General features: G+C 68.4%; 9 protein-coding genes. 5 read left to right on the top strand and 4 right to left on the bottom strand.

What is annotated here, in order from left to right; translation table 11 throughout:
• Positions 1–95: 95 nt before the first annotated feature.
• From ACFC02_RS23345 to ACFC02_RS23325, 5 genes are all read left to right on the top strand, one after another.
• Positions 96–2,138, top strand: a complete 2,043-nt coding sequence (locus ACFC02_RS23345) for a hypothetical protein (protein WP_376360511.1) — start codon at positions 96–98, stop codon at positions 2,136–2,138.
• 253 nt (positions 2,139–2,391) lie between these two features.
• Positions 2,392–2,799, top strand: coding sequence for a hypothetical protein (locus ACFC02_RS23340; protein ID WP_376360508.1), 408 nt, complete (start codon positions 2,392–2,394; stop codon positions 2,797–2,799).
• On the top strand, positions 2,759–3,277 hold the full coding sequence (locus ACFC02_RS23335; RefSeq protein ID WP_376360505.1) for a hypothetical protein: 519 nt from the start codon (positions 2,759–2,761) through the stop codon (positions 3,275–3,277). Before ACFC02_RS23340 ends, ACFC02_RS23335 begins: the two co-directional genes overlap by 41 nt.
• 176 nt (positions 3,278–3,453) lie before the next feature.
• Positions 3,454–3,720, top strand: coding sequence for a hypothetical protein (locus ACFC02_RS23330; protein WP_376360502.1), 267 nt, complete (start codon positions 3,454–3,456; stop codon positions 3,718–3,720).
• Positions 3,721–3,731: 11 nt separating this feature from the next.
• Positions 3,732–3,986: a hypothetical protein gene (locus tag ACFC02_RS23325; protein WP_376360499.1), complete on the top strand. Its 255-nt coding sequence runs from the start codon at positions 3,732–3,734 to the stop codon at positions 3,984–3,986.
• A 91-nt stretch (positions 3,987–4,077) separates the two neighbouring features.
• Here ACFC02_RS23325 and ACFC02_RS23320 read toward each other — a convergent pair whose 3' ends face one another.
• The 4 genes from ACFC02_RS23320 to ACFC02_RS23305 form a co-directional block, all read right to left on the bottom strand.
• Positions 4,078–4,458, bottom strand: coding sequence for an HU family DNA-binding protein (locus tag ACFC02_RS23320; protein ID WP_376360497.1), 381 nt, complete (start codon positions 4,456–4,458; stop codon positions 4,078–4,080).
• A gap of 132 nt (positions 4,459–4,590) precedes the next feature.
• On the bottom strand, positions 4,591–4,956 hold the full coding sequence (locus ACFC02_RS23315) for a hypothetical protein (protein ID WP_376360494.1): 366 nt from the start codon (positions 4,954–4,956) through the stop codon (positions 4,591–4,593).
• 41 nt (positions 4,957–4,997) lie between these two features.
• A complete protein-coding gene (locus ACFC02_RS23310; RefSeq protein WP_376360491.1) occupies positions 4,998–6,671 on the bottom strand; it encodes a hypothetical protein in 1,674 nt (557 codons plus the stop codon).
• Between the two features lie 67 nt (positions 6,672–6,738).
• Complete coding sequence (locus ACFC02_RS23305; RefSeq protein WP_376360489.1) at positions 6,739–12,285, bottom strand: hypothetical protein; 5,547 nt, start codon at positions 12,283–12,285, stop codon at positions 6,739–6,741.
• Positions 12,286–12,374: the final 89 nt, after the last annotated feature.

The raw sequence follows: 12,374 nt of genomic DNA, 5'->3' as shown, positions 1-12,374 counted from the left end.
GGGGGCCTCGCCGCAGCGCTTATGGCCCGCGCGCCACACGAACCATGCGCGCCCTGCACCCCTTTGCTTTCAGTACCCACTAGGAGAACCGCGCCATGTCCGCGATCACCACCGCCCCAGCCCAGGTCGGCAATGGCAAGGCCGTGCACTACGTCCGCAAGGACGCGTTCCACTCCCACACCATCGGCTGCGGTCGACCAGTGTCCCGGGAGCTGACCGCCCAGGAGGCCGCCGACCGCAAGGCGTGCGGCCTCTGCAAGCGCGCCGTGGAAGTCCTGGCTACCGAGCCGCCGGCCGAGACCGAGGCCCCCACCGCTGACGCCACCGAGCAGGCCTCGGCCGCCCCGGCCGAGGCCGTCCAGGCCGCCAAGGTCGCCGACATCGAGCAGCGCGTGCGCCCCCTGGACGCCGACACCGTCACCGCACCGACCATGTTCGACCCGGAGCTGACCTACTACGCAGACGGCACCCGCGTGGTCATGCGCGCCAAGGACACCGAGCGCACCGGCACCACGTTCGGCATGGCCGGGAGCGGACTGCCGAACGTGTACGCCTACCAGGCCGTGCGCTGGGACGACGGTGACGCCGACCTCGTCGCCCCCCACGTCCTCCACCGCGCCGACCAGGACCAGGAGGCGCGCCGCCAGGAGCTGGTGACGGAGGTCGCCGCGCGCACCCTGGTGCTCTCCAGCCACACCACCGCCCACACGTTCCAGCCAGTCGACCAGCCGGACGGCGAGCGCATCGCCTGGACGTTCCGCACCGGCTACGGCTCCCACGCCCGCTACCGCTGGGTGTCCACCCGGAACGTCGTCAGCCTGGGCGACGGCAGCGAGTACCGGTGGCAGGCCGAGCAGGCCGCCCGCCTCGCCCGCCGCACCGGCCTGGACGAAGCACCCATGGCCGAGCACATCGCCCTGGTGACCGCCGAGCCCACCGAGACCCTGGAGCGCATGGCCGCCGCCCTGGACCAGGACACCGTCAAGCTCAAGGAGGACGGCCCGGGCCGCTGGGCGGTCGTCCGCGGCGGCACCTTCCTGGGCACCGTCCACGACGAGGGCGCCCGCATGCGCCGCGGCCGTTACGCCGCCTGGGCCCCCTACGCCGAGCGCCGCGACGGCAAGGTCGGGTTCCACCACGACCTGGACGCCGCCATGGACGCCGTGGCCCAGGCGTGGCCCGTGGAGGTTGCCGAGATCGCCGGCGAACTGGGCGTGCCCGCCGCACAGGTGCTGGCCGTCGCCGAGCAGGTCGACCAGGAATGGAAGCCTGAGGGCTGCCGCGCGGTCCTGCGCGCCGAGGCGTACACCGGCACGAACAGCCGGGTGACCCAGGCCGCCGCCGCCGAGCTGCGCCGCCGCCTGGCCGTGCCGTTCCACGGACCCGCTGACTACGACGGCCCGCGCGGCCTGTGTGGCTACGACGACCACACCGCGCCCCTGCTGCCCTCCGGCCGCCTCGCCGAGCACGACCGCCAGCAGGGCGTCACGTTGGGGTGCCCGGGGAGCTGCCGCCCCGGCCGCGGCAGCCGCGAGGAGTTGACCATGCGCGACACCACGGCCGTCTTCAACAACCCGCTGCGCCCCCGGGGCCTGGCCTGCCACGCCAAGGACGGCGACCTGGTGGTGGTCGACGGCCAGGCGATGAAGGTCAAGAACCTCCAGGTGGACGAGACCACGAACGCCCACGTGTGGCTGGTCCTGGACGGCGTCAGCACCGGACCGCTCCGCTTCACCCTGGAGGACCGGCTGGAGTACCGCCGCCGCGTGCGCCGCGTCGACGTGCCGTGCCGGTGGTGCTGCGTGTACGTGGTCATGGAGGTGGACGAGGCGGTCGACGGCGTGCCCAACACCCGCCTATGCGGCCTGTGCGACCGCCCGCAGCCGGATGAGATAACCGAGGACCAGGCCCGGGCGCGCGTGACCGGCACGCACCCGCACGCGGAGGCGTTCCAGGCCGAGCGCACCGAGCACGGCCGGCTGACCGGCTACACGTTCCGGGCCGGGCGCCTGCACTCCGCCCGGTACGGCTGGATCACCGCGGCCGGGACGTTCGGCCAGGCCCTGGAGGACTATCGGTCGCAGGCCGCCGCCATGCTGCCCATGGCCGTCCGCGACGAGCAGGCCGCCCGCCCCTGACTCCTACCCCCGGCCGGGACTGCCGACCTGGATGACGAGGTTCTGTCCGCGGCGCTCGTCGCGACCGTCCATCCATCAGGGCCCGTGCTTCGGCTCCGCACCGTGCGGGGCTGGAGCACGGGTCTCCTCTTTCTCTTGCCCGTCTCGCCTCTCAGAGACGGAGCGATCCACAATTTGACGCCCTTATCGACTCGACGAGAATCGTCGTATGCGAGTCGATGACAAGCTATTCCCGACTGATTAGGCTGAAGCTATGACTCACAACAGCAACGCTCACGACAACGGCGCTCCCGACGCCGCGCTCCCGAAGTTCTCCGTCAATGTCGTCCCGACCGACCAGCTCAGGCGCGAGGACCTCGTCACGATGCTGAACCTCTATCGCCGCGGCGAGATCACGCCGCTGATTTTCGGCGACGACAACAAGCCCGAGGCCGCGATCATCCCCTTCGCCGCGTTCGTGCGCCTCATGAAGTACGACCACGCGGCCCACGTCCACGCTGAGGCTGCGTTCCAGGCCGAACTCTCCCGCCGCATCCAGGAGTCGGACGCCTCCGGCGAGGCGAGCATGACCATCGAAGAGCTCGCCGAGAGCCTCGGCCCGCTCGGTCAGCAGTGGGCGGATGAGCATCGTGCTGCCCAGCAGGAGAAGCGTGATGAGTGAGCGTCAGCCTCCCATCCGCCTCCTGCCGACCATCGGTCTCAAGCAGGACCTCCAGACGCTCCACGACGCCGCGGTGATGCACCCTCATGGACCGGAGGACCGGCTCCTGCGCGTGGCTCTCAACCAGCTGGGCCGGATCAAGCAGGGCGCGCCGAGCACACACCCGCTGGAGTGCATGCCCAGTTATCCCGACCTCTCTGATTGCGAGACCACGTATGTCGGCGCGGATCCGAATACGAAGCCCTCGCACCGGATCGTCTGGCGGGAGCGCGCGCCCCAGCGCCCGGGCGAGCCCGTCACCCGCGAGGTCATCGCCCTGGGTGAACGCGCGAACGGGCAGCCTACTACATGGCCGGCCAGCGCCTGGGCCGCCCCGTGGGCTTCACTCTCGCCGAGCTGGCCGCGCAGCGCGAGCCGATCGCGAGTCCCTCGCGACCTCGACGGCGCTCGATCGGCAGCTTCGACACGCCATCCATGAACGAGCCAGACCTCCAGTTCGAGTGACCTAGCATCCCCTATTCAGCTGACCATTGAAGACTTCTCGTAGAATGGAGGTAATGGTGATTTGATAAGAGTGAGATGGTGGCGATGTGTGACTACGAGCCAGCGGCCCAGGTGGTTGCTCCTGATGCCGAGCTCCAGTCCAGCGCAGCCATGGGACGCCGTCGGCGGATCGGTCCTCGTTCCGCCCTCTTCGTACGGCGCGGCATCGGACTGGCAATCGCCCTCGGCATGGCCTACGGCATCTTCCACATCATCTTCCGCATTGAGGTGTTCGTCCCCGTACTGGCCTACGTCGGACCCGTCAAGGACTTCATCGGCTGGGTGGTCGAGGACCCGGGGCGGGCCTGGATCGCGCTGGCGGCCCTCGTCATCCCGCACATCGGGCTGTACTACCTGCTCTTCGAGGACCGGGAGTAGGACGGGGCGTCATGTTCGGGACCATGTTCAAGGGCGCTCGTGCCATCACCGCTCTCGGTCTGATCGGCGGCGTCAGTCTGGCGGTCATCGTCGGATGGGTCACCGGCTTCTTCGCCTCGATCACGAGCACCGTCGCCGGCCTGTGGAACAACTTCATGGGCTGGATCAACTCGCCGCTGGGGTGGGAGCACCTCCTCGCCGGGGCTGGCGTGCTCATCGTCCCGGTCATCGTGCTTGTACTGATCTTTGCCATCGCCGACGGCTGAGCCTCGCAACTGGGCTCGTCCCGCCATAAAGAAAACCCCCGTGATGCCTGTGCATCGCGGGGGTTCTCTTTTTCTGCTGGCTCCTCGTTGCCTACGATGCGGCCCGTAGCTCACGATCCTCAACGACGTTCTCGAACTCGTCGGCATCCTCGATCATCCCGTAGGTCTCCGGTGAGATCTCGTCCTCGCCGCCGAGCCGGCGGTTGAAGCTGCTCGATGCGGAGAACTTCAGCACCACGTAGTCGTCGACGTCGCTCTTGCCGAAGCGCACCTTGTGGCCCTTGTGGTCCTGTCGGTAGAAACGGCCGAAGCTCGTGAGCACGACCGTCTCTCCGCAGCTGACCGCGCCCCTGAGTTCGCCGAGCAACGACTCGTACACCTTGTTCACCACCCGGATCGGCAACCCGCTGCGAGTCGCGACCCGAGAGATGAACGCGCGCTTACTGACACGCGGATTCGTCGTCGTCTCCATACCCACACCCTGTCCTGTCGTCCGTCATGCCGCGGTTTCGCTGAGAGACCAGTCTATCGAAGATAGTCATGAGTCGAGAAGGAGGGGCGGGCTTATCGAGTGCATTAGATACGCTTATCGCGACTCATTTGACTAAAGCTCCAGGTCCGGCTCGATCTCCTCCCGGTCGTCCTTGGGCTCGTAGTCGACCGACTCGATGATGTTCCGCGTGTTCGGATCGCGGCGCTGGTTCACGACCTTGTTGTGGGACTGCTCGAACCGCTGCTGCGCCGCCACGCGGTGGGCCGCGTCGAGCTTCGCGCCGATGTTGCGTTCCCCGAACTCCATCATCGAGCCCAGCGCCGACTTCGCGCCCTGCTTGGTCGCGTTGACGTGCGGCTTGTTCTGGGCCCGCTGCTGCTCCCATCGGCTCCTGTCCTCCGGCGTGACGTAGCCGAACATCCGCGCGAAACGCGAGCCGAACCTGACCTGCTGTCCCTCGTTCTGTTCCTGGCTCATGGCCCTTCCTCCTGCTCCTTGTTCGTGTTCTCGGATCGCCCTCAGGCGGGCTGGTAGTCCTCGGAATCGGCCTCAGCGTTCGGGCGGTCGTTCTGCGGGCCGGCCTCCTGCTCGGACGACGGACCCGTAGGGCGCGACCGCGGCCTGAGCCGCTGCTCCTCGAAGAAGGCACCCGGGTCGTCGACCGCCGTCTGCAGCGTCTGCTGCCAGTTCTCCCCGAGGCTCAGCTTCAGCTCAGCCTCAAGATCCGGGTACTTCTCGTTCACCGCCTCCATCGCGTCGACGTAAGCGTTGGAGTAAACTCGCTGCTGCTCCTCGGGCGGCAGGCCGTCGATGTCAATGCTCGCGATCATGACCTCGGACTGGTCCAGGCGGTGCTGGAGCATGTCGGGCAGCCCGCTGGTGTCCAGGCCCTGCTTCTGTGCCGCGAAGCCGACCAGGTAGCCGAGCATGTTGCCCCCGTAGCCCTCTTGGTCGCCGCGGCCCAGCGCGTCGAGCATCGAGGTCTTCATCGTCTCGGCGAGCTGGACCTGGTGGGCGTCCGCGTCCATGGGCCGGCGCAGCGTGAACATCCCGTCCTCGGGCAGACGCTGGCCCAGATGGTCGTCGAACTCCCCGCTCCAGACCGTGCGGACCCGGTCCGAGCCTGTGATCCGCTCCTCGTGCGCGGGGGCCTTGACGATCCGGCCGTGGGCCACGCCGTTGAACATCGTGCGCAGCTCGGGCTCGTACTCCATCCGCTCGCCGATGATCATTCGCGCGCGCTGGACGACCTCCTGGCGCTCCAGGCCGTCTTCACTCATCTGCTCGTGCAGCCGCTTGCGCATCGCCCGGTAGCTGTCGCGGATCAGGCCAGCGTCCGCGCCCGGCTCACGCATCTTCCAGAAGGCGTTCTCCATGAGTGCGACCTCGGTCATGGCTGCCGAGTCCGGGGTGAACATCTCCCGGTGGCCGCGCTCGCGGTGCTGCATGGCGTCGAAGCGCTTGCGCCACTTCTTCGTCAGGTGGTCACGCGGATCGGTGCTGCCGATGAGGCGCTCGCGCCGGGCGTCGCTCGGCACGTCCTTGAAGATCCTCTGCCGGTGCGCGATGCCGTTCTCGGCAGATGCGACCATGCCGCGGGTCCTGGTGTCGATGCGCTCCTGGATCTTGTCCTTGAGGGGCTGGAGGTAGCTGTCCATCTCCTTCTTGAAGTCCGGGGCGAACATCCGCATCGCCATCACCATGCCGACGGCCTGGATGATCGAGTTGGCATTCACTCCGCGCGAGAGCGGCTTGAGGCACGACTGCATCATCATCTGCATGTAGACGTGGTGCATGACGCCGAGCTCCTGCGTCCGTTCCTCGTCGTTGAAGCCGGGCACCAGCAGCTTCGAGTCCCGCAGCGAGGCCATGTACTTTTCGCCGGCCAGCCGTGTCTCCGCCCGGAGCTTGAGCAGCTGCTCGCGCTGGTCCAGGCCCTCGGTCTCGTCCTCGGTCCGGTCGACGTCGATCCCATGCACGCGCTCGCGGTCGGCCATCCGATCCTGGGTCTTCGCGCCGAAGAACCCACGGGCACGGTCCTGGAGCCGCTCGCGCCAGGCGCGCGAACCGTCTGCGTCCTCCGGTCCGGGCTCGTCGATCACCTCGGCGTCGATCGGCTCGTCCGAACGCGAGTCCCAGTAGGCGTATGCGCTGCTCTGCGGCTCGTCGGCCTGCTGCCGATCGTCGTCCACCGGAAGCTCCTTGGCCGCACGCGGGCGGTCCGTAGGGCCCGTCCCCAGTTCCTTGCGCTGTGCCACCTCAGTACCCCACCCCGTAGTCGTCGTCGCCCTGCGGCTGATCGATCTCGATGCTCGGCGTGTAGACCGGGCGCGACGCGCCCACGCCCACGGCATGCGAAGAGCGGCGGTGCGAGCCGCGGGTGCGGGAGGCCCCCGCGTCCTGAGAGATCACGTCGCGCTTGACCACCGAGTCATCGACGGCAATCGCAGCGCTGTCCAGGCCCTGCGCCTCGGCGGAGCCCAGCTGATCGAGCTGCCGGGACATCTCCGCCCGGGCCTTCCGGGTCCCCGAGGACGCGAACTGCTCGTTCTTCTCGCCGTCGTAGACGCTCTCGCGGTTCTTGGCCGCCTGCACGAGCGCCTCGAAGCCACCGCCGTAGGCCATCCGGTCCATCACGGTGCCCCGCAGCGACGGGTCCTCTTCGAGGTTGCGGATGAGCCCGGTCTCCGGGTCCTCCAGCGCACTGACCACGCGGGCCACGTAGTCCGGGTTGACCATGACGCCGAAGCCCTCCTTGGACTCGTAGAACTCGATGAACTGCTTCTCCCACTCCTCGGCCGTGGCCTGGACCGGCTCACCGTCGAGGAACGCCGTGCGCCACTGACCGGGGCCGACGTGTTCGATGCTGCGGCCCCTCCAGAGCTCGCGACCGGGGCCCTGGAGCATCGCGTACTTGTGCCGGGCCTCGGCGGCGTCGTGCTTGGCCTGCAGGATCGACTGGGTCACCGGGTAGGTGACCTCCAGGACGGCCTTGAGGTCTTCGCCGCGCAGCGCGCGCACGGCGCGCTGGCTGAACGAGCCGCCCAGGCCGGTGCCGTGAGCCTTGATCGCCGTGGCGAACATCGAGGCTTCCTGGTCGGCCTGCGTGATGCCGGGCGTGCCCTGCGCATCACCCAGGTTCCGGGCGTAGTCGGCGAGCTTCTTCTCGCTGCCCTTGGCACCGGTCTCGACACAGACCTCGCGCACGCTCTGCAGGTGCGCCGCGCGATCCGCGAACGTCAGTGCCGCACCGAACTCTCCACGCTGCGCCTGGCGGTACAGCGCGCTCAGCTCCTCCGTCACGACCTGCTGGCCGAGCTTGATGTCCTCAGGCGACTCTGCGCCCGTGAGCGCTTGCAGCCTGAGCCGGTTCGCTTCGCTCCGCGAGCTCTCCAGCTCCTCGGCCAGTCCGGCGTCCTTGGAGAGCGCGACCTGGGTGTCCAGCGAGACCTGCATGGCCAGCGGGTGCGAGCCGTCGTCCTTGACCACGCCGGTGTCCAGCAGGTTGGCCGGCACCAAGAGCTTCGCCAGGGCTTCCGCCTTGGCGGCCTCGCTGTGCAGCTTTACCACGGCGACCGCGTCGCCGTCGAAGTCGCCGTCGAAGCAGGCGTCCATCACGGGGTTGATCGCGGCACCGGTGAGTCGGTCGTCGATCGCGACCCGCATGTAGCGCACGCCGGCATCACGGAGCACCGGGTCACGCCACACCAGCGCGTGGTCGCCCTCGGCCAGCCCCAGCTGCTCGGCCTTGACCGAGCTCAGCGCAACCTGGTCGACGTCCAGCCGCGGGTCCGCAGTCCACACCATCGTCGCCGAGTCGGTCAGCCGCGAGGCCATCAGCCCGGTCTTGAAGATGTTGTTCTTGCCCGTGAGCACCCGGTTCTGCACGTCGGTCGTGATCGCCTCGAAGGCGCGCTGAGCGCGCGAGACCGACTCGCTCATGCCGCGACGCACCTCGGAGCGCTTCTCCGCGGACAGGCCCTGGCCATCCAGCTGCTCGGCCATGTAGCGGTAGCGGCAGGCATCGACGAAGACGTCCTGGTAGCTGCGGGTGTAGTCGTGCGTGACCGAGGACCCGTCCTCGAACTCCTGGCCACTGCGCAGATGCGAGGACATCACCGGCAGCTTCCACGAGCTCGCGCTCACCGTCTCGGTCTGCTCACCGGTCGGATACGTGAGTGGGAACGGGATCTCCATGTCGCCGCCGCGGCCGCCGATGAGATCGCCGAAGGACTTGCGCATCGCCGTGGTGTTCAGTCCCGGGAGCTGGCCCTCCTTGCGCGGCTGAGTGCGCAGCAGCTCGGGCATCGGGATGAACCGGCGCTCGGGGCGCTCGTCGAGGACCTCGGCCTGGCCGACCACCCGCAGCGTGCCGTCAGCCTCCATGTCCATGCCGGTCACCAGCAGGTACTCGCGCAGGTTCGACTCGGACCCGCTGTTGTGGCCGTAGAACTCGCGCATGATCGCCGGGCAGTCCTGAGACTGCAGCGCCCAGGCCAGCTGCGAGGAGGCCTTGCGGCCCTTGCCAGCACGCACCTGCTCGTCGTCGTAGATCTTCGTCTTCTCGTCGACGGCCATGTGGGTGACCACGAAGCGCATCTCGCCCAGGGCACCCGGCCGCAGTTCTCCGTTGGGGGAGCGCAGGGCGGAGACGTTCCCGCTCATCAGCTCGCGCGCCGAGCCCGCGTTGCGCCGGGAGATCAGGCTGAACGGGCTCATCACCACGTCCAGGCCCGGGTTGGCCCGGAACCAGTTGACCTCTTCGACGACATCCTGCTCCTGCGCGTCCTGCAGCGGCATGTCCCGGTCGACGATCAGCGAGATCACGCCCTTGTTGCCGTGCAGATCCGAGATCTTGTCGCCCACGACGAGATCGCGCTCCTGGCCGCCGGCCCCGCGGATGCGGTGGCGCTCGGCGAACTCCTTCGACACCACGATCGGGTCATCAGCCGTCCAGCCGCCGAAGGTCATCAGCGCCGTCTTCGCCGGCACGGTGACCTCAGAAGACTGCATGATCGTCGAGGCCGTCATCTGCTGGCGGTCGAACGGGTCGTACCGCAGCGTCTCGAGCTCGGGGAGAGCCATGAGCGGCGCACGCTGTCCGGCCACGCTCTCGTCGCCCGGCACGATCCGGCCGTCGGCGCCGACCTGGGCCTGAGTGGTCAGGTACCGCACGATGCCCTGGTTGGTCGCGCCTCCGGTCATCACCGGGTCGAAGTAGCCGCTGGGGGCAGCGACGTTGTTCCGGTCTTTGCCGGTGAGCACCGTCATGTTCCGTCCGCCGGTGAGCCGCCAGGCGTCGAAGCGGTTGTCGTCAGCCGGGTCAGTTCGGTCGCGCTGGGCCCGGTACTCGGCGTAGATCGTCGAGCCGGCCTTGATTTCGTTGGAGTAGCGCACACGGCGCGCCTCGGTCTGCAGGATCGCGGCCGTCCACTCGTCCAGGTGCCCCTTGATTTCGCCGGTGGACTCGTCGAGCTGGTACGTGGTGGCGCGCTCGATGAAGTCGATCGGGTGCTTCGTGCCGTACAGCTGCGAGTAGACCGCGTTGAGCGAGGAGGGCTCGCCGGTCTCGCTGCGCCCGGCGATGAGGTCGCCGGCGATCTGGTACTGGATGCGCTCGTGCATGAGCTGCTCGTAGCCGCGCAGGCGCGTGCGTTCCTCGACCGAGGTCGGAGCCTCGCCCGGAGTCTGGGCCGTGATCGTGGCCTCGTAGCCCGGCACGACCAGGGCGTTATCCCCGCTGGCGAAGGCGGTGGTGATCTCGCCGTACTCGCCGACATCGAAGACCTGGCCGATCTCACCCGAGATCGGACTCCCCTTGCCGTCACGGCGCAGCTTTTCGCCGCTCCAGCGGATGACGCCCTGCTCGTCGACCAGGATCTCGGAGACCGTCGCCGCGTTGCGCTCGATGCTCTCGCGCACGGTGGCCCCGATGCGCCGCATGAACGCAGATTCGTGATCGGCGATCGGCACGGAGCGCTCGGCGTCGAAGCGGACGAGCCGGTCCTTGAACCGGGTCGTCTGGAAGGTCGAGCCCATCATCTCGTCGGGGGAGATCCCGCAACGACGAAGCGCCGAGGCAAGGTTGTCGAGGTTCGACCACTGCCCGGTGGGGCTGGTCATGTACCGCGCCACCCGGTCCGGGTTGAAGCGCTGATCGACCCACTCGCCGTCGACGTCGTGGGGCTCCGCCTCCCAGGTCCCGATGAGTTCGAAGGGGACGTCTTCGGCGTGCTGCCGGACCTTCTCGACGGCGGTGCCGCCGTAGACGAGGTTGCCCATCTCGGGCACCTCCTCGGCCTGCAACTCGCCGATCTCCTCCAGCCGTTCCTGGTACATCTCTTCGGTCGCCCCCGGGCGCAGCAGATCGCTGTGCGCGCCGGTGAGCACGTCCCAGTAGGAGCGCTGGATCGCAGCGACCTCAGAGTCAGCCGAGTACTCCGGCGGCTCGATCGCATCCAGCTGTCCGCCGGTTCGCTCCAGCTCGGCCTCAGCACGAGCGATCAGGTCTTCGACGCCAAGAGCTGCCTGCAGATTCTTCCGCGCGCTCTCGACGGCGGCCTTCGCGTAGGCCTCAGCGGGCTCGGCGTCGATGAAGAAGGTTGGCAGGGAGCGGTTCTTCGCGTCCCGGCGCAGCATCACCTTCGACCCGGGCCGGGGACCGGACTCGCCGGGCGCCACGTAGTCGCCGACCACGAACATCGACTCCCGGTCGACGTGGTAGCTGTCGGGCACATCCACCAGCGTGCGGCCACGGCCGCGCTCTTGGTGCGTCGTGCCGGTCTCGCCGGCGGCGTGCCCCGGCAGATCCGTGCGCTCGACGCGGTGGCCCTGGGCGAAGCGCAGCAGCTGAACGGCCTCCGCCGGCGAGGGGGAGTAGACCGCCATGCCGCCGGGGACCCGGTAGTTCGTCGAGTAGCGCAGCACGGTGCCGTTGTCATAGATCCGGGCTCCGGCGTACTCCTCCTGGCGCGTGTCGGTGAGACGGATCTCCATGCCGGTTCCGGCGATCTTCGCCTTGATCTGCCCCGGCTCGCGGTCGCGCATCACCTCGTAGGACACGCCCTGGGCCTTCAGCTCTTCGAGCAGTGCTGCCGAGCGTGCCACGGCGCGCCGGGACATGAAGCGGTTGCGGTCGACACGGTTCGTCTGGGGATCCCGGCCGCCGTCGACGACCCACTCGCGGACCTGGTCGTACTCCTGCTGGCTCATCTTGTCCATCAGCGCGGTGAGCCCAGCGGCGTCATCGTTCGTCATCGCTCGGCCGGCTTCGAAGGGCTTGCCTTCGTCGTCGATGCGCCAGAGCACCATGTTCCCGCGCCGGGGATCGGACAGGGTCTCCACCTCGCCGCCGGCCACGCGCCCGATCGTCTCGTCCGGCAGGTACACCAGCGCGGTCCCGGCGCGCTTCACGGTCGCGCGTTCGGACCAGTCGGGGTCGTAGGGGCTGATCGGCAGCCGGGCCGTCTTCGGGTCGGCCTGGGCACCGACGCCGGTGGCACGGGTGAACTCCCGCTGCGACTGCTGGTAGCTCTCGTTCTGCGGGGAATGGTCACCGAACTGCGGCTCGTAGTCGGACACCTTCTCCGCGAATGCCTGGTCGATGGCGGTGAGACAGTCCGTGACGCCCAGCCGCGGGTCGGCCAGTGCGGTGGCCCGCTGTCCGAGGATCTCGTCGACCCGGGCGCGGATCGCCTTGGCCTGGGAGATCGGAATGACCTGTCCGGTCTGATCCCGGGCCTGCTCGACTGCCTTGTAGTAGACGTACTCGTAGAAGTACCTGCGCAGTCCGTGCGCCTTCTTCATGGCTAATCAGCCTCCTGTGGAAGCTCGGGGTTACATAAGTATGCATAGAGACTACCTTGCCTATAGAAAGGATGTGAGAGGTCATTCGG

The sequence above is a fragment of the Streptomyces sp. NPDC056160 genome (assembly GCF_042268205.1).
Classification (GTDB): Bacteria; Actinomycetota; Actinomycetes; order Streptomycetales; family Streptomycetaceae; genus Streptomyces.
Note: the sequence above shows the minus strand (reverse complement) of the source record. Positions and strands in the feature narration are given on the sequence as shown.